The sequence below is a fragment of the Stenotrophomonas sp. HMWF023 genome (assembly GCF_003060985.1).
Classification (GTDB): domain Bacteria; phylum Pseudomonadota; class Gammaproteobacteria; order Xanthomonadales; family Xanthomonadaceae; genus Stenotrophomonas; species Stenotrophomonas lactitubi.
Map to the genome: position 1 here is coordinate 15,849 of NZ_QAIJ01000018.1, position 24,581 is coordinate 40,429.

The window sequence follows — 24,581 nt, forward strand, 5'->3', positions numbered from 1 at the left end:
GGCTCCCTTGCTTCACGCTCAAGGACGCCGCCATGACCTCTTCGCTCTATCCCTATCTGTTCGCCACACTGGGCGACGCCGTCGAACGCTTGCCGGATGATCTGGCCAAAGCACTGGAAACCACGTTGGGCAGCACGATGCGCGCCCACGCCGGCGAAGGCATCACCCTGCTCGGCTGCCTGCAGCGCATTCGCCACGTAGACGCCGCCGATGGGCAGCCGTGGCCGGACAAAGGACGCAAGCAGTGCTTTGGCATTGCGATGGCACGCATCGACCGCGCCAATGCCGGGCTGACCTTGCTGCTGGAACTGCTGCACGCCATCGAGCGCGTACGCGTGGACGGCGATGAGGGTCAGCAGGTGGGCGATGACGTGCGCGAGGGATTGATACTGGCCTGCCGTGGGCTGGCCGAATATGTCAGTTTGCAAGTGCACGCAGCTTGAGCGAAAGCTGCATCGCTTCTGGTAGATGCCAACCTTGGTTGGCATGGCCGCAAGACCATATGCAGAACGAGACGGCATGCCAACCAAGGTTGGCACCTACCACAGCACCGCGATAGCGCCAGATTGGGGTCAGAGCCCTTTGCGTTGCAAAAGGATCCGACCCGCCGTGCTTCAGGCGAAGTGCTCGTACCCGCTGGGGCCATCATGGCCTTCGGTATGCACGCCCTGCCCTTCCATGATGCGGCCGATGCGGGTGATCGGCAGATCCAGCGATTCGGCAACGAAGTGCAGCGCGTCGCGCTGGTCGGCGGCGGCGGTGAAGCACAGTTCGTAATCGTCGCCACCGTGCAGCGCGCACTCACGGGCAGCATCGCGGCCCAGCAGTTCGCGCAGCGCCGCCGACATCGGCAACGCGTCGGCATCGACTTCGGCGCGCACGCCGCTGCGTGCAGCGATGTGGCCAAGGTCGGCCAGCAACCCGTCGGAGATATCCACGGCCGCATGCGCGAAGGCACGCAGGCGCAGGCCGAGGGTGACGCGAGGGGTGGGACGCAGCAGGCGCAGGCGCAGGGTTTCGTAGTCGGCCAGCAGCGTTGCGGCGGTGACGTTCAATGCGCCTTGCTGCCACAGCCGCAGCGCACCGGCGGCATCGCCGAGTGTGCCGCTGACCCAGATGTCATCGCCCACTTGTGCGCGGTCGCGGCGTAGTGCCTGGCCCCGTGAGACCTGGCCCATCGCGGTAACCGACAGCGACAGTGGGCCACGCGTGGTGTCACCACCAATCAGCGCGATGTCGTGCTGGTCGGCCAGTGCGAAGAAACCATCGGCGAACGCGTCGATCCAGTCTTCGCTGGCCTCGGGCAATGACAGTGCAAGCGTGCACCACGCGGGGCGCGCGCCCATCGCGGCGAGGTCGGACAGATTGACGGCCAGCGTTTTCCAGCCGATGTCGAACGCCGGGGTCTCGGCCGGGAAATGCACGCCACTGTTGAGCGTGTCGGCGGTGACCACCAGCTGTTCGTTCGGACGCGGCTGCAGCAGTGCAGCGTCATCGCCGATGCCGAGCACGATGTCGTCGCGCTCGACAGTGCGGGCGCGGATGCGGTCGATGAGGGAAAATTCGGCCAGGGACATGGGGCGCTCCCGCGTTTGTACGTGCCGCGCAGTGCGCGGTGGGCGGTAGTGCCGGCCGCTGGCCGGCAACCTCAGAATCCCTGCAGTTGCCGGCCAGCGGCCGGCATTACCACAGGTGGGTCAGTGACCCGATTCGACCTTGCGCCATTCCACGGCGGCACGATCCAGCACGCCGTTGACGTAGGTGTGGCCATGTTCGGAACCGAAGCGCTTGGCCGATTCGATGGCTTCGTTGATGACCACGCGGTACGGCACGTCCAGGCGGTAACGCAGTTCGTAACCGGCCAGGCGCAGCACGGCGCGTTCGATCGCGTCCACTTCGTCGATGCTCCGGTCCAGGTACGGGCCGAAGGCTTCATCGATGTCGCGGCGATTGTCGAGCACACCATGCACCAGCGCTTCGAAGTACGCCAGGTCGGCGATTTCTCGGGCCTGCTCGTGGGCGAACTGGGCGACCAGCGACTGGCCGTTGCCGCCGGAGATCTGCCAGGCATAGATGGCCTGCACGGCACGACGGCGCGCGCGCGAGCGCAGCACCGGATCGATGCCATCGCGGCGGACGGGTTTACCGGAGGGCTTGCCCTGGGTGTTCTTGTTCATGGCAGCTGCTCCAGAAGGTTGACCATTTCCAATGCGGCGAGCGCGACTTCCTCGCCCTTGTTGCCGTGGCTGCCGCCTGCGCGGGCCTCGGCATCTTCCACACGTTCCACGGCCAGCACGCCGTTCAGCACCGGCACGCCGAAGTCCAGCTGCACGCGCATCAGGCCTTCGGCACAGCGGTCGGCCACGTGTTCGTAGTGGCGGGTGTCACCGCGGATCACGCAGCCCAGGGTGAGGATGGCGGCGTGTTCGTGGGCGGCGGCCAGGCGCGCGGCAACCAACGGCAGTTCCCAGGCACCCGGCACGCGGATCACGTCGATGCTGGCTTCGGCAATGCCGTTGCCGGCCAGGCTCTGGCGGGCGCCAGCGACCAGCACGTCGGTGATGCGGGCATTCCAGCGGCTGGCCAGGATGGCGAAGCGCGCCGATTCGGGAGTGCGAAGATCGCCTTCGTAGTGGCTCATATGCGGCTTGGGATTCGATTAAGGGGTAATTCTACCGTGGATGGGCCCCGGCCGTGGTTGGCGGAGGCCGGGGGAACCCGCCGGGCATGGCCCGGCGCTACCGGATTACGGGGCGCCGGGGTAGCGCCGGGCCATGCCCGGCGAGCGCAGCGGGCGCGTTACGGGGTCACCGTCTCCACCACTTCCAGGCCGTACCCGGCCAGGCCGATCTGGCGGCGCGGCGTACCCAGTACGCGCAGCTTGCCCAGGCCCAGGTCGGACAGGATCTGCGCGCCGGCACCGTTGCGGCGCCACTGGCTTACATCCTTGTCCTTGCCCGGCACCACCGGCGCCGGCTGCTGGCGCAGGCGGGCCAGCAGGCCTTCGCCGTCGCGCGGGGCCTGCAACACGACCATCACGCCACTGCCTTCGGCATCGATGGCACGCAGGGCATCGGTGGCGGCCACGCCGAAGTCATCACGGCGCCAGTGCAGCAGGTCGGCCAGCGGGTTTTCCACCTGCACGCGCACCAGGGTCGGGGTGTCGGCGTCCGGGGTGCCACGGACCAAGGCGAAATGCAGGTCGTGGGCGATGCGGTCGCGGTAGGTGACCAGCTTGAACGGGCCGAACTCGGTCTCGATCTCGCGCTCATCGACGCGCTCGACGGTTTTTTCGGTGGCGAGGCGATAGGCGATCAGATCGGCGATGGAGCCCATCTTCAGGCCGTGCTCGCGGGCGAACACTTCCAGCTCCGGGCGGCGCGCCATGCTGCCGTCCGGGTTGAGGATCTCCACCAGCACGCCGGCCGGCTCCAGGCCCGCCAGCATTGCCAGGTCCACGGCTGCTTCGGTGTGGCCGGCACGGGTCAGCACGCCACCCGGCTGGGCGATCAGCGGGAAAATGTGGCCCGGCTGGTGCAGGTCGGCCGGCTTGGCATTGGGCTTCACCGCGGTGCGGATGGTGTGCGCGCGGTCGTGGGCGGAGATGCCGGTGGTCACGCCTTCAGCCGCTTCGATGCTGACAGTGAAGTTGGTCTGGAACTGCGCGGTATTGGCCTGCACCATCGGCGCCAGGCCGAGGTCGGCAGCGCGGGTACGATTCAACGGCAGGCACACCAGGCCGCGGCCGTGGGTGACCATGAAGTTGATGTCGCTGGCCTTGACCAGCTCGGCGGCCATGATCAGGTCGCCTTCGTTCTCGCGGTCTTCGTCATCGACGATGACGACCATGCGGCCCAGGCGGATGTCTTCCAGAATTTCGGGGATGGGGGCGAAGTTCATGGGGTATCTCCCTGTGCGTGCTGGCCGTTGGTCGGCACTGCGATCAACCGTTCGACGTAACGAGCGACCAGGTCGATTTCAAGATTGATCGCGCTGCCCACGCCGGTGGCGGAGAACGCGGTATTGGCCACGGTGTGCGGGATCAGTGCGACTTCAAAGCCTTCGTCGTCCACTTCGTTGACGGTGAGGCTGACCCCGTCCACGCAGATGGAACCCTTCTTGGCGATGTAGCGGCGCAGCGCGGCCGGCGCGGCGAAACGCCAACGCTGGGCACGGGCATCTTCGTGGATGGACAGCACCTGGCCGAGGCCGTCGACGTGGCCGCTGACCAAGTGGCCGCCGAGGCGGTCGGTCGGGCGCATGGCACGTTCGAGGTTGATGACTGCACCTTCGGCCAGCTGGCCCAGCGTGGTCAGGCCCAGGGTCTCGGTGGACGCATCGGCCTGGAAGCTGTTGCCGTCGAACGCGATGACGGTGAGGCAGACGCCGTTGATGGCGATGCTCTCGCCCATCTGCACGTTGTCGAACGGCAGATTCCCGACGTTGAAGGTGAAGCGGACATCGCCGCCGATGGATTCGCGAGCGGCCAGACGGCCGACGCCTTCGATGATTCCAGTAAACAAGTAACGTTCTCCGCGAAAAGTGAGCGAAAAACGCCGCAAGGCAAACAGGCGGGCGCAGGGCCGCATTGGCCCTGTGGCACCGTCTTCTTTCATCCGGACTATGACCGTCGGCTCCGGCATTGGACCGGATCTGCTGACCCCCGACGGTAAGGCCGGGGCGCTCGCGGGCTCGTGCTTGCGCACCTACCGCCGGTGGGGAATTGCACCCCGCCCTGAAGACGTTTGTGTACCGGCGAGCCGGCGCGGCCATTGTAGCAGCCCCCTCTGCGGGGCCGGGACTGCCCCGGCTGGCCACCGTTCAGTTGTGACGGAGTTCGCGCTATGGCAGGCGCAAGGTCGCCAGCGGCTGGCCTTTCGTAAAACTTTCATTAAAATCAGCGCTCGGACGACATGAGGTCGCCACGGACTGCCGCATAGGTGGACCGCCAATGGACTGATATTCACAGGAATTCCCATGCGCAAGATCCTGATCGTGGCCGCCCTGCTGGCCGCCGCCCCGTTCTCGGCCTCGGCCGACGCCCTGAGCTACACCTACGTTGAAGGCGGCTGGACCCAGGTCAAGACCGACGACGAAGCATTCAACGACCCGAAGGTCGATGGTGGCTATGTGCGCGGTTCGATCGCGCTGGCCGAGCAGGTGCACGTGTTCGGCGGCTGGAACTACGGCAGCAAGTCGTACGACTACGACTACGGCTCGATGAAGCTGAAGTTGAACCAGCCGGAGCTGGGCGTCGGTTACCACATGCCCTTCAGTGATCGCGTCGATTACACCGCTGACATTGCCTGGGTCCGTCAGCAGGCGGAAGTGACCGTCAAGGACGTGGACTACGGCCGCTTCACCATCAAGGATCACACCAACCTGGTGCGTGCCACCATGGGCCTGCGTGGCAAGCCTTCGCGCATGACCGAAGCCTGGATCAAGGCCGGTTACATGGACGGCGGCAACGAGTTCAAGGGCACCTGGGTCGGCACCCTCGGCGGCCAGATCAACTTCACCCGTACCTGGGGCCTGGTCGGTGAGATCTCCGGCTACCGCGATGTCACCCAGTACTCGGCCGGCGTGCGCGCCAGCTTCTGATTGCCCGATCCTCGTCGTGTGATCGAACGGGTCCCGCAAGGGGCCCGTTTTTTGTTGGCCGCCGCGCGCAACACGCTTGGCTGTCGCGCGCCATCGAATGCCATGGCAATTGCGCTAGGCTTGCCGCCCTCTGGAACAGGAACACCGTCATGAAGACCCCGATCCGCGGCCTGCTGGCCACCGCACTGCTGTGCGCCCCGTTGTTCGCCTCGGCCGCACCGGCGCAGCTGACGCCGGAACAGACCTTCGACCTGTACGCACGCGCATTGCTGGAAGACGATGCCGCCGCCACGCGCACGCTCAACGACGCGCTGAAGCCGGCCTTCGACGGCCAGGACTCGGTAACGCCGGTGCCGGGCATGATGGCGCAGGCCCTTGCCGAGCCGTGGCAGACGGTGCTGGCCGTGGCCGGCGTGAAAGGCGATCCCGCAGCAGCCGAAGCGATGTATGCCAAGGCGCTGAAGGCCTCGCAGTGCCGCGCCACGCGCAGCACCGTGGAAGACAACGAGTATGTGGATGACCAGAAAATCGCCAAGGTCGATTTCAGCTGCCAGTTGGCCGACCTGACCAGCGTGCATCCGTTGTTCACCGCCAGCTTGACCAGTGATGTGCAGGCCACCCGCACCCGCTTCACCGAGGCCTATACCAAGGCCCTGCAGAGTGGCCCGCGCAAGGCAGTGACCGGCACCCTCACCCTGTACACCGCCAAGGACAAGGGCTACTGGTACAGCAGCAACTTCGACGATCTGGTCGGCCCGGTGCTGGGTGCGCTGGCACCGTTCGAAGAGTGGATCCAGGACGTTGAAGCGGCCAAGGCACCGAAGGTGACCGGCGTGCCGGCCTGCGACCTGCTGCTGCAGCAGCACCGCAGCTGCGTGGCGAAGATCGCGCCGGACCAGATCAGCGGTGTTGATGCGATGGCCGAAGAGCTGAAGGCCAAGACGCAGGTGATGTCGGCCGAGGAGATGACGCAGGAGTGCAAGGCACTGCGTCCGATGGCCGAGATGATGTGGACCGATGAGTGCGCGTGAAGCCACTGCGCTGAAACGACTGGGGCTGGCAGCGCTGCTGCTGGCCCCTGTCACTGCACTGGCGTCGGCACCCGCGCTGACACCCGGACAGGTATTCGACCTGTACGCACAGGTGATCGTGCACGGCGATGCAGCGGCACAGGCAACGCTGGCCCGCTATCTCGATACCGACAAGGGGCCAGCCTTCGCCGCCGCACTGGCGGCAGCAAGCCATCTGGACGAGGCGCCAGAACTGGCTGATTGGCCGAAGGCTGCGGCAGCGCTACGCAAGCGGCAGGCCTCAGTGCATTGCGCTACCAACAGCGTCCGCCATCCGCAGACCGACAGCGCCGACGTCGACTATCGCTGCCACCTGCCGGACTTGTCGGCACTGCTGCCCATGTACCGGCAGCATCGCGTGCCGTTCAACGGGCCGCATCCACCGCAGATGGCGAGGGAACTGGCGATGGCATATACGCAGATGATCGCCGTGGCACCGGACCGGGAACGGATCATCACGGTGTCGTTCAAGCGCGACCATGATGGTGGCGCCTGGCACGTACAGAACCCAACGCCGCTGATGAGCGGACTGGCTGACGCGTTCCTCCCGTTCTTCGAATGGAACGAGCACCTGCCCGACGAGGATCGCTGAACTGAAGAGGGGCGCAGCAGCAATCGCAGATCCTCACCCGCCTGGCTGCGCCCGATCACCGCGATGCTGCGGAACGACCCGCACGTACACACCTGCAATGCCGGGCTGTGCCCGGCGATTCCGCGCTGTTGTCATTCTTCTTCATCATCGTCTGGATGTTCGCCGAACTCCGGACGATACTGCTGGTACTCGCAACCATGCAGCGTTTTGCCGGGCCTCCAGTCGCGCGCGATGCGTGCGCGGTCTTCCAACCAGCCATCGGCGGCAGTGTCGGTATCGTGGAAGCCGACGAAGGCGACGTCGTCCCAGCCCTCATACGGAGGGAGATCCCATTCGTCTGCCAGGACCCCGGCGATGTTTCCATCAAGCTCGGCATAGAGGGTCTGACCGACCTTCACGAAGCGCGGGACGGGTCTGCCGGCGATCATGACCGGCGCCGGCGGCGTCCACCAGCGATAGCCGTCTTCGTCCTCCCCATCCTTCCAGCCTTTGAAGCGCGGGTCAGTGGTGTGCGCAGACATGCCCACCGCCCAACCGGCAGTGTAGTTGCGCAGCGCATCGGCCTTGCAGGTCAGCACGTCGTCCAGCTCCTTGGCGATGTCCACGCTTGGGGTGAACGCCACGTCTGGCTCCTTGCCACGCCTGCGCAACTGCTCAGCGCGCGTGTCGAAGCGCTCCTCGCACCCGACCAGGATGGCGTCTGGATGGGTGGATATCCGCGATGCCACCAACGATCGCGTATGCAATCCGCCATCACCGCGATTGCGCAGCGACAGCGTCCTCTGGTGAACATGCGAGGCCATCCTGTCGCTCAGTGGCTGCAGCTCCAGCTGCCGCGACATTTCGTCCAAGGGCACGCCGCCGATGATGGCCATCGTGGCGCCAGAGAGAACGGCGATGCGCTGGATCGAATGGCCAAAAACAGTAATGGGGGCCGGCAGTGCCACTTCGTGCAGCGAAGGGTTGGCCTGCTTGACCACCTCCCAGTTGTGGAAGGCCGCCTGCGGCGGATCTCCACCCAGTGCGACCCGCCACAGGTTGCGACTCACAGGCTTCTTGATCGCCGCCGGCGCCCGGCACTCGATGACGGCGGCCAGATCCTGCAGGGCCTGCTCCACGGTCAATTCGCCATGGGGTTCCTCACTGTCGTCATTGGCCAAGGACGTCGCTGGAACCAGAAGGGCCAGAGGAAGAAGCACAGACAACGCGAGGACTTGATATGCACGCGACAATGCGCTGGCCTGCAAAAATAGGGCCCACCACTGTGCTTGCCGGCTCCGCGCGGAAGAATAGGGAACGTTTCAAATTTCCTCAGCGGCGTGTTTCGGAAACGGAGCGTCAGGTATTTGAGACTAATTGCATGGACGCAGGAACTGCTCTCCGAGATCCTCGGGCATCGTTCCGATCGACCACGTACTGACATGTTGAAGCCGATTCTTGCCCTGCTGCTGGGCGCACCCTTCGCCGCTGCTGCCGCAGCGCCCGCCGCACTTTCGCTGGAAGATACCTTCGATGCGCATGCGCGCGTCATTACCCAGAATGATGAGGAGGCCAAAACCGCTCTGCGCAACAGCCTTCGCACGGCAGATCCAAGCGACTACCCCGACATCGTCGATATCGTCGACGCGCTGTACGAGTTCGGGAATCTGGCGGCTGGTTTCGAGGAGCCTGCAGCCAGCGCCATCAGCGCACGTCGAAAGACCATCCATTGCCGTGCCGACAAGATTGAAGAGAACAGCTCATCCGAACGCGGCATCGTGGACTACCACTGCACGCTTCCTGACGTTTCCGCTGCTTTCCCGGCCTACCGTGACAGTCGAGCGCGATTCCGTACCGGAGAACAGACTGCGGAGGCACTCAAGGAATTCCTGGAAGCGTACGCAGCAACCCTGCGCGATGCGCCTGGAACCAGATACCAAGCACGGGCGGAATTCTCCCGCGCTGGCGACAACGGACCGTGGATCAGTGCCGACATGCTGTTCCTCAACTTGAAACTACTGAAGGAGCTGATGCCGTTTTCGGCTTGGGACGAGCGCATTGAAGCAGAGTCGGTCACCGCCTATTCCGGCATTCCCGCCTGTGACCTGATGTTGGATGCGCAGCTGAAGTTCGCAGAGCGCTATGACCCCGACAGCCCGCTGCAGCGGGGCACGACCTTGCAGGACATCGTGGCGGAAAAAGTACGATCGCTGGGACCCAGCCTGGCCGAAGCGTATTGCAGGGGAACCCACGATCGGAACCGCGCGGTGTGGGAAGGCCCAGTCAGCCAGGAAGACACTGATCACGTCCGGGCAGAATAGAAGGAACTGCAGATGCTCACTCGCCTCCGCCGTATCACGCGCTCCGCCCTGCTTTTCCTGCAGGCTCTGCTGCTCGCGGCTTGCTCACAGGCGTCACAACCGTCAATGGCCGTCCCTGGCTCGGTCGTCAGCCTTGTACCGCCACCAGGGTTCACGCCCGCACCCAATTTCTCCGGCTTCGTCAGTGAGGACGGACGAGCCAGCATCCTGGTGGCCGAGTTGCCCGCAGAGGCCAGTAGTGCGGTCAGCGGACTATTCGTGGATGAGCCCGCCGCGCGCAGTCGCTTCGCCAGCCAAGGCGTCCAGGTCGATCGCCTGGAATCGCTCAGCATCGAAGGGCGCACGGCTCCGGTGGTCATCGGCAGCCAGGCCGCACACGGCTATACCTTCGGAAAGTGGATCTCGCTCTTCAGCGGGTCTCCGACAGTCATGATCACGATTCAAGCTCCGCGTGACCATGCACTAACCCACCAGCAGGCCATGCAGGCGCTGGCGACGGTAACGCTGCGTCCGCAGGTCACGCTTGAGGAGAAGATCGCCGCGATACCTTTCAGCATCAAGCCTGCGTCTCCTTTCCGTCTGCTTGATAGCCTGTCCGGATCAGCCGTGGCACTTACGGCCGGCGAACTGGACACTGATCCCGAGGGCCGCCAACCCCTGATTGTCGTTGCGTCCCAGCTTTCGCTCCCGTTTGCCTCGAACGATCCACAGAAGGTGTCCGATCAGTTGATTGCAGGGAGTGTCAGGATTCAGGGCGGAACGATTACCTCAAGGGAAAACGTGCCGTTCGGTGGTATCAGCGGACACCGTGTTGACGGGGTCACACCCGACGGACGCCACTACCGCCACTACCTTGCCCTATGGCCGGGTGAACGGTTCGTCCGTTTGGTCGCCATTCTGCCGGCGGACAGCTCCAAGGAAGTGGAAGACGCGGTTGAGGCCACGGCCGCCTCGGTTCGATTCCGCGAGCCATGACATCACAGCGGCGCTACCGCATTGCGCTACGGGCGCAGCAGCAATCGCAGATCCTCACCCACCTGGCGCTGGTCGACCACGCGCAGGCGGCGCTGCTGGTCCATCGCGTCGATGCCAAGACCAGCCAGCAACGGGCGGCCGCTGTCGCCGAGCAGGGTCGGTGCCTGGTACAGCAGCAGCTCGTCCACCCAGCCACCGCGCAGCAGCGCACCGGCCAGCGTCGCGCCGGCTTCGGTATGCACTTCGTTGATGCCGCGTTCGGCCAGCAGCGCCAGAACCGCGCCCAGATCCAGGCGGCCGTGGCGCACCGCCACGCTGGCGAATGCCGCGTCGGCTGCGTCGGGCGGGCTGACCATCGCATCGTGCAGGTACAGCGTCGGCGCTCCGCCCTCGCGCACCCGGCTGCATTCCAGCGAGCGCAGACGCGAGTCCAGCACCACGCGCAACGGTGGCATCACCTCGGTGTCGGCCAAGCGCACGGTCAGCATCGGGTCGTCGGCGATCACGGTGTCGGCACCGGTGAGGATCGCGCCGGCACGGGCGCGCCAGTGCTGCACGTCCTCGCGCGCGGCGGGGCCGGTGATCCACTTCGAGCTGCCGTCGGCCATCGCGGTACGGCCATCCAGGCTGGCCGCCAGCTTCACCCGCAGCCACGGACGACCGCGCTCCACGCGCGACAGGAAGCCCTTGTTGAGTTCGCGCGCCTGCGCGGCCATCAAGCCCTCGGCGACCTCGATACCGGCTTCGCGCAGCAGGTCGAAACCACCGCCATCGACCTTCGGGAACGGGTCGCGCATCGCGGCCACAACACGCGACACACCGGCGTCTATCAGCGCCAACGCGCACGGTGGCGTGCGGCCGTAGTGCGCGCACGGTTCCAGGGTGACGTAGGCGGTGGCACCACGCGCTTCGGCGCCGGCCTCGCGCAGGGCGAACACTTCGGCATGCGGGCCGCCGGCACGCTGGTGCCAGCCCTGCCCGACCACGCGCTCGCCATGGGCGATCACGCAGCCGACCATCGGGTTGGGGCGGGTGGTATAGGCGGCACGCTCGGCGAGCCGCAACGCGCTGGCCATGTGCAGGTGGTCAAGGACGGTGAACGATGTGCTCATGCCGCCATGGTAGCGCCGTTGGTATGGATCCACGCCATGCGTGGATGCCGGCAAAGCGCCAACCAAGGTTGGCCTCCACCAGAACCCAGTAGATCCACGCCATGCGTGGATTGATAGCAAAGCGCCAACCAAGGTTGGCGGCTACCGAAGCAAATGCCGTCAGCCCTTCTTCTTCTTGGTCAGGGCGATCACATCACCCAGCAGCTGCAGCTGTTCGGTGCTCGACGGCAAATCGCGTTCGAGCTTCTCGATCTCCTCGCGGAAATCGGCCACGTCTTCGAAGCTGCGGTAGACCGAGGCGAAGCGCACATAGCCGACATGGTCGAGCTTGCGCAGTTCATTCATGACGAACTCGCCAACCTTGATCGAGGGCACTTCGCGTTCGCCGCTGATGCGCAGCTGATGCACCACCGCGCGTACCGCCGCTTCGATCTTCTCTTCGGGCACCGCACGCTTCTGCAGCGCGCGGTCGAAGCCGGCGCGGACCTTGCGGGCATCGAAGGCTTCGCGGGTGCCATCGCTCTTGACGATGGCCGGCAGCTTCAGTTCAACGGTTTCCAGGGTACTGAAGCGTTCGCTGCACGCCTCGCACTCACGCCGACGACGAATCGTCGCGCCGTCTTCGGAGACGCGCGAGTCGATGACCCGTGTATCGGCATGCTGGCAGAAGGGGCAATGCATTGAACGCCTGGCTCAGGAAAATACCTGCTGCCACGGTCGTGGCAGCGTCGCAACGGTACCTGAGAAGGGCTTTCCCAGCAAATGCCGCCTGCAATCAGCCTTGTTCGGCAACGCCGGGGAAGCGACGCAGCCAACCCAGATGCGCCGCCGGCACCAGCAGTGGCACGCCCAGTACCAGATACCCCAGCACCTGCCAGGGGCTGCCGGCAAACAAGCTGAAAAGCACGACGCCGACCACGGCCAGTGCCGCGATGGCGCCAAGCACCAGCCCGATCCATGGCAGCGCTGGTGACTGCCGCAGGCCATCGCGCCCCCGCCGCAGGTAGCGGATGCTGAGCCACAGCCATGCCAGCAACCCGGCAATGCCGGCACTCGCCCACAGGAAGAGCACGGCACCTTCGTCGCCGCGCATCAGTCCATGACGGACCAGAAAGGTATAGATGCCGAACCCGGCGACGCCACCACCGGCCACCAGTGCAGGCAACCCCAGTAGCAGGCATTGGGCGATATACAGGCGTTTGTGCAGACGCTCATCCATGCGTTCTTTCTCTCTTCCGGCGCGCGATCTCACGCCTGCCTTTTCAGCCACACCAGCATGCCCGCCGGCACCAGCATCGACGGCCCCAACAGCAGCAGATTGAAGCCTTCGGCATGGACCGCGATGCCCCACCACAGCGCCAGCCCAAACGGCGGCATGGCAGCGAGACCACCGGCCAGCAGCATGCGCCACCAGACCGGCCGTACACGCAGGCCGGCACGTCCCTGCATCAGGTAACCCGCGCTGAGCCACAGCCAGGCCAGGCAGCCGGCAATTCCGGACAGGCCCCACAGCGGCATCAGCGTCACCGATGCCAGGGTGCCGTGACCAAACTGGCCCAGCCCCATCAACAGCAGCATCGTCGCTGCGGCCCCGCCACCCACCAGGCTGGGCAGGCCGAAGAGTACAGCCAAGGCTGCATAGAGATACTTGAGGCGGCGCTCATCCATGCGCGGGTACTCATGTGCCGGTGCCGGGGTCAGAGCCCTTCCCACAGGGAAGGGATCCGACCCCAGTGCCCGATCAACCGTAGACCGGGTACTTGCGGCACTGCGCGCTGACGGCATCGCGCACGCGGGCGATGACGGCTTCATCGGCCGGCGCGTCGAGCACGTCGGCAATCCAGTTGGCCAGGTCCACGCAGTCCTGTTCCTCGTAACCACGGGTGGTCACCGCCGGGGTGCCCAGGCGCAGGCCCGAGGTCACGAACGGCGAACGCGGGTCGTTCGGCACCGAGTTCTTGTTGACGGTGATGTGGGCCTTGCCCAGCGCGGCTTCCGCGTCCTTGCCCGACACGTCCTTGCCGATCATGTCGACCAGCATCAGGTGGTTCTGGGTGCCGCCGGAGACGATCTTGTAGCCGCGCGCGATCAGCGTGTTGGCCATCGCCTGCGCGTTCTTCACCACCTGCTGCTGGTAGGTCTTGAAGCCCGGCTCCAGCGCTTCCTTGAAGGCCACGGCCTTGCCGGCGATGACATGCATCAACGGACCGCCCTGGATGCCCGGGAACACGATCGACTGCAGCTTCTTGACCAGGTCTTCGTTGGCGCCCTTGGCGACGATGATGCCGCCGCGCGGACCGCGCAGGGTCTTGTGGGTGGTCGAGGTGACCACGTGGGCATGTTCCAGCGGGCTCGGGTAGACGCCAGCAGCAACCAGACCAGCGACGTGCGCCATGTCCACGAACAGGTAGGCACCGACCTTGTCGGCGATGGCGCGGAAGCGCGCCCAGTCGATCACCTGCGAGTAGGCCGAGAAGCCGGCCACGACCATCTTCGGCTTGTGCTCCAGGGCCAGGCGCTCGACTTCGTCGTAATCGATCAGGCCCTGGTCGTTGACGCCGTACTGCACGGCGTTGAACAGCTTGCCCGAGGCGTTGACCTTGGCACCGTGGGTGAGGTGGCCGCCGTGGGCCAGGCTCATGCCGAGGATGGTGTCGCCCGGCTGCAGCAGGGCGAAGTACACGGCCTGGTTGGCCTGCGAGCCGCTGTGCGGCTGCACGTTGGCATAGTCCGCGTCGAACAGCTGCTTGAGGCGGTCGATCGCCAGCTGTTCGGCGATGTCCACGTATTCGCAGCCACCGTAGTAGCGCTTGCCCGGGTAGCCTTCGGCGTACTTGTTGGTCAGCTGGCTGCCCTGGGCTTCCATCACCGCCGGGCTGGTGTAGTTCTCGCTGGCGATCAGCTCGACGTGGTCTTCCTGGCGCTGGGTCTCAGCGGCGATGGCCTTGGCCAGTTCGGGATCGTAGGTTTCGATGCGGACGTCACGCGGGAACATCGGGTACTCCAGCAGGCGGGGAAAGGGGTACGACTCAGCCCTTGATTGTAGCCCCGCCCCGCCCTGCTGGGGCCGAAACGGGCCCGTATGGTCTGCAATTCCCGGGCAGGCCGGCGGCTGTGGCGGAGCATCCACGCATGGTGTGGATCTACTGCCGGTTCTCCAGTAGATCCACGCCATGCGTGGATGACGATGGCAGGACGACAAAAGGCGCCCTCAGGCGCCCTTCGTCCTTGCGCGTGCCGGCTGCGATCCTCAGCGGTTGCTGACGATGTAGTCGGCGATGATGCCGCTGGCGATGGCCACCAGCAGCATGTTGCCGCGGTCATCGCGGATCCACTGGTGGCCGTACGGCGGACGGCGCAGCTGGTAGCGCGGGTAGTCGTTCACCACGTAGATCGGGCCACGGTAGTAATCGCGGTAGCGGTGGCCGCGCTGCCAGCCATAGCCATGGCCGGGCCGGTAGCCCGGGCTGTAGACCACGCGCGGCGGCGGTGGTGCCGGGCGGTAATAGCCGTGGTCGTAACGACGGTCGTGACGGTAATCGCGGCGCGCTTCGCGGCGGTCGCGTTCCCAGTCGCGGCGATCGTGACGCCATTCCCGGCGATCCTCGCGCCACTCACGGCGGTCGTGGTCGCGGCCACGGCGGTCGTTGTCGGCGAAAGCCGGGGCGATGGCACCCAGCGCCAGTACGGAGGCCACGGCGCCGGCCATGAGTCGATGGAGTTGCATGGGAGACCTCTGCTGGGTGGGTGGTGATCCCATCTTGCGCATGCGATCTGAACGGTTTCCGGCTGGAAACGCTTCCCGCTGCGGGACTGTGACGGGGTATTCAGGCCGCGGCCAGCCCCGGGCGCTCCGGCCAGCGCGGGCCGGAACCGGTTCCGGCTATAATTGGGGGTATTCAATTCAATCTGTGCCCGCTGCCGCAACGGGAAGTTCCCCGTGACGGACCGGGCGCAGGGTCGCGCCTACGGAGACCTCATGTCCTCGCAATACATCTACACCATGAACCGCGTGTCCAAGGTGGTCCCGCCCAAGCGGCAGATCATCAAGGACATCTCGCTGTCCTTCTTCCCGGGCGCGAAGATCGGCCTGCTGGGCCTGAACGGCGCCGGCAAGTCCACCGTGCTGAAGATCATGGCCGGCGTGGACACCGATTTCGAGGGCGAGGCCCGCCCGCAGCCCGGCATCAAGGTCGGTTACCTGGCGCAGGAGCCGGAGCTGGACCCGACCAAGACCGTGCGTGAAGCGGTGGAGGAAGGCGTGGGCGAAGTGCTGCAGGCGCAGTCCGCGCTGGACGCCGTGTATGCCGCCTATGCCGAGGAAGGCGCTGATTTCGACGCGCTGGCCAAGGAACAGGAGCGCCTGGAGGCGATCCTCGCCGCCGGTGACGCGCACACCTTGGAAAACCAGCTGGACGTGGCCGCCGACGCGCTGCGCCTGCCGCCGTGGGAGGCCATCGTCGGCAAGCTGTCCGGTGGTGAAAAGCGCCGCGTGGCGCTGTGCCGCCTGCTGCTGCAGAAGCCGGACATGCTGCTGCTCGATGAACCGACCAACCACCTCGACGCCGAGTCGGTGGAATGGCTGGAACAGTTCCTGGCGCGCTACACCGGCACCGTCGTGGCGGTCACCCATGATCGCTACTTCCTGGACAACGCCGCCGAGTGGATCCTGGAACTGGACCGCGGCCGCGGCATTCCGTGGAAGGGCAACTACACCGACTGGCTGACCCAGAAGGACGAGCGCCTGAAGCAGGAAGACAACCAGGAGAAGTCCCGCCAGAAGGCCATCCAGAAGGAACTGGAGTGGTCGCGCCAGAACGCCAAGGGCGGCCGCACCAAGGGCAAGGCCCGTCTGGCCCGCCTGGAAGAACTGCAGTCGGTCGATTACCAGAAGCGCAACGAGACCAATGAAATCTTCATCCCGCCGGGCGAGCGCCTGGGCCAGGCGGTGATGGAATTCAAGAACGTCTCCAAGAAGTTCGGCGACCGCCTGCTGTTCGACAACCTGAACTTCCTGGTGCCCTCGGGCGCCATCGTCGGCATCATCGGCCCCAACGGTGCCGGTAAGTCGACCCTGTTCAAGATGATCACCGGCAAGGAAAAGCCGGACACCGGCGAGATCGTGGTCGGCCCGACCGTGCAGCTGTCTTATGTCGACCAGAGCCGTGACGCGCTGGAAGGCAACCACAGCGTGTTCCAGGAAATCGCGGGCGGCCTGGACATCCTCAACATCAACGGCATCGAGATCCAGTCGCGCGCCTACATCGGCCGCTTCAACTTCAAGGGCCAGGACCAGCAGAAGATGGTCGGTTCGCTGTCCGGTGGTGAGCGAGGCCGCCTGCACATGGCCAAGACCCTGCTGCAGGGTGGCAACGTGCTGCTGCTCGATGAACCGTCCAACGATCTGGACATCGAAACCCTGCGTGCGCTGGAAGATGCGCTGCTGGAGTTCCCGGGCAACACCTTCGTCATTTCGCATGACCGCTGGTTCCTGGATCGCATCGCGACCCACATCCTGGCGTTCGAAGGCGATTCGCACGTGGAGTTCTTCCAGGGCAACTACCGCGAGTACGAAGAAGACAAGCGCCGCCGCATGGGCGACGACGCTGCGCCGAAGCGCCTGCGCTTCAAGGCGCTGAAGTAAGGAACAACGAAAGGCTGCGCTCGCGCGGCCTTTCGCCTTTCAGGGGCCGCAATCGATTTTTGTTGACGCTTTTGACCCTTTCGCGCCGCGCTCCAGCGCCCCTCGGCTGAAGGTCACACGTGTAAAGCAGTATTGATCCCTTGTCGCACACGGCAACTTCCGTACTTTGCAACTCGTTGTATGTTTCCGGCCCAACGCTTCGGTTTTCCTACGCACCCGATTCACCCCCACGTAGGAAAACACCATGAAAGCACTGATCTCGACCACGGCGGCCCTGCTGCTGTCCGGCACCGCCGCCGCCGCGCCGGCGAACTGGGAAGGCATCCATCTGGGGGCTCATGCCACCCATGGCGAGGGCCACAGCCAGGACCGCAGCAATGCCAATGCCTCTGAAAAGAGCATCCGCGGCTTTGCAGGCGGGCTGCAGGTCGGCCGCAACTGGCAGTTCGACAACAATGTCGTTGCCGGAATCGAAGGCGCCCTGTCCTTCGGCAACATCAACCAGGAGTGGAAGGACCGCGACAACCATCAGTACAGCCCTTACTACGGCAAGGATGCGGTGACCCGGTCGGGCGCGATCAACCTGACGCTGGGCTACGCCGCGGGCCAGTGGCTGCCGTACGTCAGCGCCGGTGTGACCGTGGCCCGCCAGGAGTTTTCGCTGGGCTGCGACAAGTCACTGGTGGAGGCCACCAATGGCTGCCGCGTCGCCGAATTCGAAACCCGCGCGTCGCATGTTTCCACCGGCGGCAACGTCGGCGCAGGCGTGCTGTACCGCTTCAACGACCAGCTCTCGGCCGGTGCCGAGTACCGCTACACCCACCTGGGCTCCAGCCCGGTTTATCTGGAAGATCCGAACTACCCGGCTGCCGCGCGACGCAGCTTCCATACCAGCTACAGCAGCGTTACGCTGAAGTTGAACTACCACTTCTAACCGCCTGGCGACGCATCCGCAGGCCCTTTGGGCGGCAGGGCGCGCAGGTACGAGAGATCTGCGATGCCCCTGTTCGAACGCCTGTTCCAGCTGCAGCAGCACGGTACCACCGTGCGCACCGAACTGCTGGCCGGTGTCACCACCTTCCTGACGATGTCCTACATCGTCTTCGTCAACCCCGAGATTCTCGGCACCACCGGCATGGATGCGGGTGCGGTGTTCGTGGCCACCTGCCTGGCCGCAGCGCTGGGCTCGGTGGTGATGGCACTGGCGGCCAACTTCCCGGTGGGCATGGCGCCGGGCATGGGCTTGAATGCGTTCTTCGCCTTCACCGTGGTCGGTGCTGCCGGCCTGCCCTGGCAACAGGCGCTGGCGGCGGTGTTCATTTCCGGCCTGGTATTCCTGGTGCTGTCGCTGACCGGCGTGCGCGCGTGGCTGGTGTCGGGCATTCCGGCGTCATTGCGGTCGGCGATCGTGGCCGGTATCGGCCTGTTCCTGGCGATCATCGCGCTGCAGAAATCCGGTGTGATCATCGGCAACGAGGACACCCTGGTCGCGCTGGGCCCGCTCAATACCGCGCCGCCGTTGCTGGCACTGGGCGGCTTCCTGCTGATCGCGATCCTGGAAGCGCGGCGCGTGCGCGGCGCGATCCTGATCGGCATCCTGGCGGTGACCGCGGCCGGCTGGGCGCTGGGCGATCTGCAGTACCACGGGTTGGTGTCGTTGCCGCCGAGCCTGGCACCGACCTTCCTGCAACTGGACCTGCCCGGCCTGCTGCACCACAACGGTGGCGCGCCGATTGCGGTGCTGCTGCAGGTGGTGCTGGTGTTCGTGCTGGTGGAAGTGTTCGATGCCACCGGCACGCTGTACGGCGTGGTCGGCCGTGCCGGCCTGCTGAAACTGCCGGGCGCACAGAAGCGATTCGGCCGCGCGCTGCTGGCCGACAGCACGGCGATTGTCGCCGGCTCGCTGCTGGGCACCAGCAGCACCACCGCCTTCGCCGAGAGCGCCTCTGGCGTGCAGGTGGGTGGCCGTACCGGTTTGACCGCGCTGGTGGTGGCCGCGCTGTTCCTGGCCGCACTGCTGTTCTCGCCACTGGCGGCAATGGTGCCCGGCTATGCCACCGCGCCGGCGCTGCTGTTCGTGGCCGGGCTGATGCTGCGTGAACTGGTGGAAGTGGACTGGAGCGACCTGACCGAGTCGGTGCCGGCTGCGCTGTGCGCGCTGGCGATGCCGTTCACCTATTCCATCGCCAACGGCCTGGCCTTCGGCTTCATTGCCTATGCCGCGCTGAAGGCCGGCACCGGCCGCTGGCGCGAGGTGCACCCGGCGGTGTGGCTGGTGGCGGTGCTGTTCGTGCTGCGCTACGCGCTGGAGTGATCCGGTGGCTGTTGCCGGCCGCTGGCCGGCAACTTCACATGCTTCAGGAATCCTGCAGTTGCCGGCCAGCGGCCGGCACTACCTGATACCCGCGTGGCCTTCACTCGTATTGGATGGTGAAGGTTGCCTGCCCGTTTGCGATACCGGCACCCACGGTACCGGCCTGGGTCTGCACGTAGCGTGCGCGCAGCGGCAGGCTCAACGTAGAGCTGCCAACCGTTGTCGTGCCGACGTTGATGGTCTGGCCGAAACGCACTTCGCGCTCGCTGCTGCCATCACGCTGCACCATCTGGATGCCGATGCGCGTAGCGCTGTTGGCAGCGGCGCTGAGCTTGAGCACGCCCGGCATGTTCGAACCATCCTGATCGGCATCCAGGCGGATGCCGACCTTGCTCTGGAACTGCGCAAGGTTGCTGCCCTGGCAGTTCAGGCGGATGTCGAAATCACGGTTGACGGCCTTGGAGCCGACGCCGGTGAAGCTGGTGTTGGGCACGCTGCCGAAATCCACCGGAATGTTGCGGCTGCCGGCCTGTACTTCGCAGGTCGGGCTGACCACGGTGGTGCCCGAGCCCTTGAAGGTCGACGTCAGCACCGGTCGCCCGGCACCATCACCGTCGAAGTAGTACGTGGTGAAGCGGCCGTTCGGTGCGATGGTGCCTGAGCCGGTCTGCGTCGCCGTCTTGATCAGCTGGATGCGGAACTGACCACCGATCAGCGAGATGGTGGCGTTGCCGGCAAAATTGATGGAGTGCGGGTAGTAGGTCTGGATGGCACCGGAGTCGCGGAACAGGCGGATACCCACGCCTGCGACATCGGTTTCATAGACGTTGGAGAAGCCGGCAACCGGCCGACGCTGCGCTGCATTGACGTACTCGCCGACGGAACGGCCACCTGACCAGTCACAGCGCGCAACGCTGTCCTGCTGGTTGATCGCTACGCTGATCTCCTTGATCACACCGCCTACGGCAGTGCTGGGCAGGATCACGATCTGACCCATGTCCATCGTCACGTCCTGAGCGGTAAACCAGCTGGACTGGATGCGACAGGAGGCGCTGGCCTGTTGGGCCAACAGCACGCCGCCAAGCACGGCCAGGGTGGCCAGCGCCTTGCGGCCACGGAAGAGAATCATCGGCATGCTGCCTCCAGCGGGATGAAGCCGGTCTTGGACGCATCGGCGCCCGCCGGTACCTGGTAATCAACCGTGCAGCGCTGGTCAGCACCGGAGCCCCATTCAACCTGCAGGCTGCCCTGGTTCTTCTCGCTGCGCACGTACAGGCGGCCGCCCTGGCTGACCATGCCCACCGGCTGGCCAGTTTCGTCCTTGACCTGCGCGCCGAACGGCAGCGTGCGACCGTCGGCGTTGCGCACCTGGATCAGCAGCGCATTGCCCTTGCGGGTATCGAAGCGCAGGTAGCTGATGGCACCGGCGAACGGAGCGATCGACTGGCTGCTGCTTTCCAGCTCGACATCGTGAGCCATGCCCTGCGGGTCCAGGGTCACGGTGTTGAGGCGATACGGCGACACGTAGGGGACCACGGCGTAACCGCGACCATCGATGCGCAGGCCCGGCGCGTTGCTGACCATGGCATCACGTGCACCCGGCGCCTCGACCAGCACCATGGTTTCGCCGCGCTGCGGGGTCAGGGTCACGCCGCCACTGTGCATGACCAGGCTGCCGTTGGCACCGAACGATGCCTGGCGGAAGTCACGCGAATGGCCGTAGGTCGCGTTCAAGGCGGTGTAGCGGCTGCGGTACTCGGCATTGCCGACGGCGGTGGTGCCACCGTCGCGGGTATCGGACAGGGCCACGCCGTAGCTGAAGTTGTTGTCCACGCCTGCAGCGCCGGTGATACCTACACGGCTGCTGTCGTAGCCACCGCGTTCGCGCACACCGACATCGGCACTGAGCGAGACCGGGCGGGTTCCGCGGCCCAGCGGCACGCTCATCGACAACAGGTACTGGGTGTCGGAACGACCCAGCGCACCTTCTTCGGTACGCAGTGCGGAGAAGCCGAAGTTCACCGAGCGCCAGGCGTTGTTGTAGCCCACCTGGTACTGCTTGGCGGTACCGGGGCGATCGTAGAAGTCACGCACCGAGCCGGTCACGTACAGCGCGCCCCAGCGACGGCCGAGCGGCTGGTTCAGGGTCAGCTGGAACTGGCTGCGCTGGCGGCCGCGGGTGCTCGGATCGATGCCACGATCATCGGCATCGCGTGCATACAGCGCATCCTGCAGGCTGTAGAAGCCTTCAGTGGAATAGCGGTAAGCAGCCAGGGTCAGGTTGGTGCCGGTCTCGCCGATCATGTTGCTGTAGCTCAGGCGCACGCTGGCGCCGGTGCTGTTGCCGTAATGATCGAACGAGGTACGGGCATGGGTGACATCGGCGGCGAAGGCACCCAGCGGCGTGGACACGCCGATACCGTACAGCAGCGACAGGTAGCCATCGCTCAACGCGCTGCCACCGTACAAGGTCAGCTGGTTGCCGATGCCGCGCTGGTAGGTGCCCTGCATCAGCCACGGCTCATCGCGCAGCTGCTTGTTGCGGACCTGGCCGGCAGTAATCGCATAGCGGGATACACCGGCGCGCAGCATCTGCGGCACCGAACCGAACGGAACCTTGAACTCGCGGCGACGGCCATCGGCTTCGACCACGCTCACTTCCAGGTCGCCGCCGTAGCCGGTCGGGTACAGGTCGTCGATCACGAAGTTGCCCGGCGACACCGAGGCCGAATAGATCAGCTGCTGGTTCTGGCGGACTTCGACGCGCGCATTGGTCTCGGCGATGCCACGCACGATCGGCGCGTAACCGCGCAGCGAATCGGGCAGCATGCGATCGTCGCTGGCCAGGCTGGCACCGCGGTAGCCGATCGAATCGAACAGCTCGCCGCTGGTGTAGGCCTCGCCCAGGGTGAGCATGCCGCGCACCTGCGGAATACCGCGCTGCGCATAGGTGGCGATGCTCTGCCAATGACGGCCGTCGCCTTCGTTCCAGGTCAGGTTGGAATCGTGGCGGAACTGCCAGCCGCCCAGGTTCAGGCCGGCGTTGAGGCCCAGGTAGGCGCTGCGGTTGCGGTTGCCACCTTCGGTGCGGCTGTCACTGTCGATCGCGTTGAAGCTGTAGCCGACGAAACCGGCATTGATGCCACGGTCCCACAGTGCGGGATTGACATAGCCTCGGGCTTCGCGGCGCATGAACGCCTGCGGGATGCTGAGGTCGTAGCGCAGGTTGCCGCTGTCATAGGTACCGTAGGCATTGGCCATGCGCTGCTGGACCGGCACACAGGTGCTCTTGTCCAGCGCGGCGGACGGATCCTGCTGGAGCAGGACCGCTTCGCTGTCCACGCCCAGCTCTTCCAGCGTCGCCACATCCAGGCAGGCATCGACACGGCCTTGCGCATCGGCCTTGAACTGCAGGTCGCGGCGGCCTTGCCATGCGCCGTTGACGTAGACGTCGACGCGGTAGTTGCCGGCAACCATCGGGTTGCCATTGGAGAATGCTGCCAGGTCGACCTGCTTGGCCTGGCCAGACAGGAAGCTGGAATTGAACTGCGCCTGTTCCGGCGCACGCGCCGTTGCCGCACCGCTCTGCGCCATCAGCGCCTGTTCGCCGAGATTGGCCGGTGCAGCCAGTGCCCATCCTGGGCAGGCGACGCCAGCAGCCAACAGGCAAAGCGCCTGATGGATCGACAATGTCAATCTGTTTCCGATCACACTGACATTCCTTCAATTCGCCGCACGGCGGCAGTTGCGGGATGCGCAGGCCAATGGCCCACGCGGCGCTTTCAGCCCCCGGTAGCGGACAGGCGGATCGTGTGTTCGACCCGGCCGCCGTAGTCGTTGATGGTGATGAAGCGGACCTGCTCGATGCCGGCTGGAGCGGCGAAGTCGAGGCTCTGCTTCGGTGCAACCATCTTTCCCTGCTCTTCGACCGGCCGCTCGCTGCTGCCGGTCACGGCATGCACTTCAGCCAGGGTCACGTGGAAGGGACTGGGGTTTTCCACCCGCAGGCGATCACCGCTGCGGGTCCAGCGCAGTGCTGCAGGCGCGTCGTTGGCGACACCCTTCAGGCCCTGCGGCCGGTAAAAAAGTTTGAGGCGCGAACGAAACGCGACCTGCAGGTAGTTCTGTTCGCCACTGTCGGCGCTTTCCGGCGACGGCGGCACATCCAGCACGTTGAGCCAGAACACCGATTCGTGGTCGGTCGGCAGCTGCGCGCCAGAGAAGATCAGGCGCAGCGCCTGGCTGCGACCGGGCTCGACACGGCTGATGGGCGGCGTCAGCACGAACGGTGCATCACTGGTATCAGCGGTCTGGTTGGCGTCGCCACTGTCGACCCACGCCTGCACCAGCGCGGGCGAGTCGCCCACGTTGTCGACCTGCACGGTGACTTCGCGCGATTGCGCCGGGTAGATCACTCGCGTGCCATTGACCACCACGCCGGCCAGAGCGTTCTGGCAGAAGGGCAGCGTGAACGCTGCCAGCAGCAGCGCCCGGGGAAAGATTGCTTTCATCGGAATTACTACGCTCGAGATGTGTGGCCAGGGGCCGCGAAGCACTGGCCGGCGCGTACGCCGGCCAGTGCGGGGTACCGCTACGATCAGTTGTAGATGATCGTGTACTTGACGTTGCTGGTGACTTCACCGGCAGTCGCGGCGGCGGTCGCGTAGTACTCAGCGTAGTAGTTCAGGTTGGCGGTGCCATCGGCAGCAACGGTCACCCACTGCGAGTTGTCCTGGGCCTGGTTGGTGCCCGAAGCCTTGACCGGCAGGAACTGGTTGTTCGAGCCCAGCAGCTGCAGCTGCACGTTGCCGGCAGCATTGGCCGCAGCCTGGTTGTTCAGGCGGCCGCTGTTGAAGTCAACGGTCGAACCCGGCTCGAAGTAGGTAGCGACGTTGCCGGCGCTGCACTTGGTCAGGTTGATCGCGAACGGGGTACGACCGGCAACGGCGCCGGCAGCAGCCAGGGTGCTCTTG

25 protein-coding genes and 1 riboswitch are annotated in these 24,581 nt (G+C 65.4%); of the genes, 9 read left to right on the forward strand and 16 right to left on the reverse strand.

All coding sequences use genetic code 11. From position 1 onward, the window contains the following. The first annotated feature begins 32 nt into the window (after positions 1–32). A complete protein-coding gene (locus DBR20_RS00475; protein WP_108264799.1) occupies positions 33–443 on the forward strand; it encodes a hypothetical protein in 411 nt (136 codons plus the stop codon). Between the two features lie 171 nt (positions 444–614). On the opposite strand, the gene thiL is transcribed toward DBR20_RS00475, so the two are convergent. The 5 genes from thiL to DBR20_RS00500 form a co-directional block, all read right to left on the reverse strand. Further along, positions 615–1,577 carry a thiamine-phosphate kinase gene (gene thiL, locus DBR20_RS00480; RefSeq protein ID WP_108264800.1) on the reverse strand — a complete coding sequence of 321 codons (963 nt, stop codon included), beginning with the start codon at positions 1,575–1,577 and terminating at the stop codon, positions 615–617. A 120-nt stretch (positions 1,578–1,697) separates the two neighbouring features. After that, positions 1,698–2,177 (reverse strand): transcription antitermination factor NusB, encoded by a 480-nt coding sequence (gene nusB, locus DBR20_RS00485; protein ID WP_108264801.1) that lies wholly within the window; start codon positions 2,175–2,177, stop codon positions 1,698–1,700. After that, a complete protein-coding gene (gene ribH / locus DBR20_RS00490; protein WP_089238735.1) occupies positions 2,174–2,641 on the reverse strand; it encodes a 6,7-dimethyl-8-ribityllumazine synthase in 468 nt (155 codons plus the stop codon). Before ribH ends, nusB begins: the two co-directional genes overlap by 4 nt. 158 nt (positions 2,642–2,799) lie before the next feature. Then, positions 2,800–3,900, reverse strand: a complete 1,101-nt coding sequence (ribB, locus tag DBR20_RS00495; protein ID WP_108264802.1) for a 3,4-dihydroxy-2-butanone-4-phosphate synthase — start codon at positions 3,898–3,900, stop codon at positions 2,800–2,802. Beyond that, positions 3,897–4,523: a riboflavin synthase gene (locus tag DBR20_RS00500; protein WP_108264803.1), complete on the reverse strand. Its 627-nt coding sequence runs from the start codon at positions 4,521–4,523 to the stop codon at positions 3,897–3,899. The genes ribB and DBR20_RS00500 overlap by 4 nt, the downstream gene beginning before the upstream one ends. A gap of 77 nt (positions 4,524–4,600) precedes the next feature. Beyond that, a riboswitch (FMN riboswitch) is annotated at positions 4,601–4,747 on the reverse strand. Between the two features lie 230 nt (positions 4,748–4,977). Between DBR20_RS00500 and DBR20_RS00505 the strand changes: the two genes are divergently transcribed. From DBR20_RS00505 to DBR20_RS00515, 3 genes are all read left to right on the forward strand, one after another. Continuing rightward, on the forward strand, positions 4,978–5,601 hold the full coding sequence (locus DBR20_RS00505) for an outer membrane beta-barrel protein (RefSeq protein ID WP_108264804.1): 624 nt from the start codon (positions 4,978–4,980) through the stop codon (positions 5,599–5,601). Positions 5,602–5,750: 149 nt separating this feature from the next. Then, on the forward strand, positions 5,751–6,632 hold the full coding sequence (locus DBR20_RS00510) for a hypothetical protein (RefSeq protein WP_108264805.1): 882 nt from the start codon (positions 5,751–5,753) through the stop codon (positions 6,630–6,632). Continuing rightward, on the forward strand, positions 6,619–7,263 hold the full coding sequence (locus tag DBR20_RS00515; protein WP_108264806.1) for a hypothetical protein: 645 nt from the start codon (positions 6,619–6,621) through the stop codon (positions 7,261–7,263). The genes DBR20_RS00510 and DBR20_RS00515 overlap by 14 nt, the downstream gene beginning before the upstream one ends. A 131-nt stretch (positions 7,264–7,394) precedes the next feature. Here the strand turns inward: DBR20_RS00515 and DBR20_RS00520 are convergent, their stop codons facing one another. Next, positions 7,395–8,510: a hypothetical protein gene (locus DBR20_RS00520; RefSeq protein ID WP_219927770.1), complete on the reverse strand. Its 1,116-nt coding sequence runs from the start codon at positions 8,508–8,510 to the stop codon at positions 7,395–7,397. A gap of 174 nt (positions 8,511–8,684) precedes the next feature. Between DBR20_RS00520 and DBR20_RS00525 the strand changes: the two genes are divergently transcribed. Together DBR20_RS00525 and DBR20_RS00530 are read left to right on the forward strand one after the other, a co-directional pair. Next, positions 8,685–9,563: a hypothetical protein gene (locus DBR20_RS00525; RefSeq protein ID WP_108264807.1), complete on the forward strand. Its 879-nt coding sequence runs from the start codon at positions 8,685–8,687 to the stop codon at positions 9,561–9,563. A 12-nt stretch (positions 9,564–9,575) separates the two neighbouring features. Next, positions 9,576–10,538: a hypothetical protein gene (locus DBR20_RS00530; RefSeq protein ID WP_108264808.1), complete on the forward strand. Its 963-nt coding sequence runs from the start codon at positions 9,576–9,578 to the stop codon at positions 10,536–10,538. Between the two features lie 26 nt (positions 10,539–10,564). On the opposite strand, the gene ribD is transcribed toward DBR20_RS00530, so the two are convergent. The 6 genes from ribD to DBR20_RS00560 all read right to left on the reverse strand — a co-directional run bounded on the left by ribD (position 10,565) and on the right by DBR20_RS00560 (position 15,377). Beyond that, positions 10,565–11,650, reverse strand: coding sequence for a bifunctional diaminohydroxyphosphoribosylaminopyrimidine deaminase/5-amino-6-(5-phosphoribosylamino)uracil reductase RibD (gene ribD / locus DBR20_RS00535; protein WP_108264809.1), 1,086 nt, complete (start codon positions 11,648–11,650; stop codon positions 10,565–10,567). A gap of 159 nt (positions 11,651–11,809) precedes the next feature. After that, entirely contained in the window at positions 11,810–12,331 is a 522-nt protein-coding gene (nrdR, locus tag DBR20_RS00540) for a transcriptional regulator NrdR (RefSeq protein ID WP_089238721.1), read from the reverse strand. A 94-nt stretch (positions 12,332–12,425) separates the two neighbouring features. After that, the gene (locus DBR20_RS00545) at positions 12,426–12,869 is read right to left on the reverse strand and encodes a hypothetical protein (protein WP_108264810.1); all 444 of its coding nucleotides are present in this window, start codon (positions 12,867–12,869) and stop codon (positions 12,426–12,428) included. A 29-nt stretch (positions 12,870–12,898) separates the two neighbouring features. Then, a complete protein-coding gene (locus DBR20_RS00550; protein ID WP_108264811.1) occupies positions 12,899–13,318 on the reverse strand; it encodes a hypothetical protein in 420 nt (139 codons plus the stop codon). 73 nt (positions 13,319–13,391) lie between these two features. Continuing rightward, positions 13,392–14,645, reverse strand: a complete 1,254-nt coding sequence (glyA, locus tag DBR20_RS00555) for a serine hydroxymethyltransferase (RefSeq protein WP_108264812.1) — start codon at positions 14,643–14,645, stop codon at positions 13,392–13,394. Between the two features lie 255 nt (positions 14,646–14,900). Further along, on the reverse strand, positions 14,901–15,377 hold the full coding sequence (locus tag DBR20_RS00560; protein ID WP_108264813.1) for an RcnB family protein: 477 nt from the start codon (positions 15,375–15,377) through the stop codon (positions 14,901–14,903). Positions 15,378–15,629: 252 nt separating this feature from the next. On the opposite strand from DBR20_RS00560, the gene ettA reads away from it, so the two are divergent. The 3 genes from ettA to DBR20_RS00575 all read left to right on the forward strand — a co-directional run bounded on the left by ettA (position 15,630) and on the right by DBR20_RS00575 (position 19,608). Continuing rightward, positions 15,630–17,294 carry an energy-dependent translational throttle protein EttA gene (gene ettA, locus DBR20_RS00565; protein WP_100551534.1) on the forward strand — a complete coding sequence of 555 codons (1,665 nt, stop codon included), beginning with the start codon at positions 15,630–15,632 and terminating at the stop codon, positions 17,292–17,294. 244 nt (positions 17,295–17,538) lie between these two features. Further along, positions 17,539–18,228, forward strand: coding sequence for an outer membrane beta-barrel protein (locus DBR20_RS00570; RefSeq protein ID WP_108264814.1), 690 nt, complete (start codon positions 17,539–17,541; stop codon positions 18,226–18,228). Positions 18,229–18,291: 63 nt separating this feature from the next. After that, positions 18,292–19,608 carry an NCS2 family permease gene (locus tag DBR20_RS00575; RefSeq protein ID WP_108264815.1) on the forward strand — a complete coding sequence of 439 codons (1,317 nt, stop codon included), beginning with the start codon at positions 18,292–18,294 and terminating at the stop codon, positions 19,606–19,608. A gap of 100 nt (positions 19,609–19,708) precedes the next feature. On the opposite strand, the gene DBR20_RS00580 is transcribed toward DBR20_RS00575, so the two are convergent. The 4 genes from DBR20_RS00580 to DBR20_RS00595 all read right to left on the reverse strand — a co-directional run. Further along, the gene (locus tag DBR20_RS00580; protein ID WP_108264816.1) at positions 19,709–20,743 is read right to left on the reverse strand and encodes a fimbrial protein; all 1,035 of its coding nucleotides are present in this window, start codon (positions 20,741–20,743) and stop codon (positions 19,709–19,711) included. Next, a complete protein-coding gene (locus DBR20_RS00585; protein ID WP_108264817.1) occupies positions 20,734–23,298 on the reverse strand; it encodes a fimbria/pilus outer membrane usher protein in 2,565 nt (854 codons plus the stop codon). Before DBR20_RS00585 ends, DBR20_RS00580 begins: the two co-directional genes overlap by 10 nt. Before the next feature lie 92 nt (positions 23,299–23,390). Then, positions 23,391–24,119: a molecular chaperone gene (locus DBR20_RS00590; protein ID WP_049469456.1), complete on the reverse strand. Its 729-nt coding sequence runs from the start codon at positions 24,117–24,119 to the stop codon at positions 23,391–23,393. 86 nt (positions 24,120–24,205) lie between these two features. Then, positions 24,206–24,581, reverse strand: a 376-nt coding sequence (locus DBR20_RS00595) for a fimbrial protein (RefSeq protein ID WP_258223065.1), incomplete at its 5' end; no start/stop codon positions are given.

Bases quoted from the DNA above. Each gene is read 5' to 3' on its own strand.
- DBR20_RS00475 (WP_108264799.1), top strand. From the start codon at position 33: ATGACCTCTTCGCTCTATCCCTATCTGTTCGCCACACTGGGCGACGCC.
- thiL (WP_108264800.1), bottom strand. From the start codon at position 1,577: ATGTCCCTGGCCGAATTTTCCCTCATCGACCGCATCCGCGCCCGCACT.
- nusB (WP_108264801.1), bottom strand. From the start codon at position 2,177: ATGAACAAGAACACCCAGGGCAAGCCCTCCGGTAAACCCGTCCGCCGC.
- ribH (WP_089238735.1), bottom strand. From the start codon at position 2,641: ATGAGCCACTACGAAGGCGATCTTCGCACTCCCGAATCGGCGCGCTTC.
- ribB (WP_108264802.1), bottom strand. From the start codon at position 3,900: ATGAACTTCGCCCCCATCCCCGAAATTCTGGAAGACATCCGCCTGGGC.
- DBR20_RS00505 (WP_108264804.1), top strand. From the start codon at position 4,978: ATGCGCAAGATCCTGATCGTGGCCGCCCTGCTGGCCGCCGCCCCGTTC.
- DBR20_RS00510 (WP_108264805.1), top strand. From the start codon at position 5,751: ATGAAGACCCCGATCCGCGGCCTGCTGGCCACCGCACTGCTGTGCGCC.
- DBR20_RS00515 (WP_108264806.1), top strand. From the start codon at position 6,619: ATGAGTGCGCGTGAAGCCACTGCGCTGAAACGACTGGGGCTGGCAGCG.
- DBR20_RS00525 (WP_108264807.1), top strand. From the start codon at position 8,685: ATGTTGAAGCCGATTCTTGCCCTGCTGCTGGGCGCACCCTTCGCCGCT.
- DBR20_RS00530 (WP_108264808.1), top strand. From the start codon at position 9,576: ATGCTCACTCGCCTCCGCCGTATCACGCGCTCCGCCCTGCTTTTCCTG.
- ribD (WP_108264809.1), bottom strand. From the start codon at position 11,650: ATGAGCACATCGTTCACCGTCCTTGACCACCTGCACATGGCCAGCGCG.
- nrdR (WP_089238721.1), bottom strand. From the start codon at position 12,331: ATGCATTGCCCCTTCTGCCAGCATGCCGATACACGGGTCATCGACTCG.
- DBR20_RS00545 (WP_108264810.1), bottom strand. From the start codon at position 12,869: ATGGATGAGCGTCTGCACAAACGCCTGTATATCGCCCAATGCCTGCTA.
- DBR20_RS00550 (WP_108264811.1), bottom strand. From the start codon at position 13,318: ATGGATGAGCGCCGCCTCAAGTATCTCTATGCAGCCTTGGCTGTACTC.
- glyA (WP_108264812.1), bottom strand. From the start codon at position 14,645: ATGTTCCCGCGTGACGTCCGCATCGAAACCTACGATCCCGAACTGGCC.
- DBR20_RS00560 (WP_108264813.1), bottom strand. From the start codon at position 15,377: ATGCAACTCCATCGACTCATGGCCGGCGCCGTGGCCTCCGTACTGGCG.
- ettA (WP_100551534.1), top strand. From the start codon at position 15,630: ATGTCCTCGCAATACATCTACACCATGAACCGCGTGTCCAAGGTGGTC.
- DBR20_RS00570 (WP_108264814.1), top strand. From the start codon at position 17,539: ATGAAAGCACTGATCTCGACCACGGCGGCCCTGCTGCTGTCCGGCACC.
- DBR20_RS00575 (WP_108264815.1), top strand. From the start codon at position 18,292: ATGCCCCTGTTCGAACGCCTGTTCCAGCTGCAGCAGCACGGTACCACC.
- DBR20_RS00580 (WP_108264816.1), bottom strand. From the start codon at position 20,743: ATGCCGATGATTCTCTTCCGTGGCCGCAAGGCGCTGGCCACCCTGGCC.
- DBR20_RS00590 (WP_049469456.1), bottom strand. From the start codon at position 24,119: ATGAAAGCAATCTTTCCCCGGGCGCTGCTGCTGGCAGCGTTCACGCTG.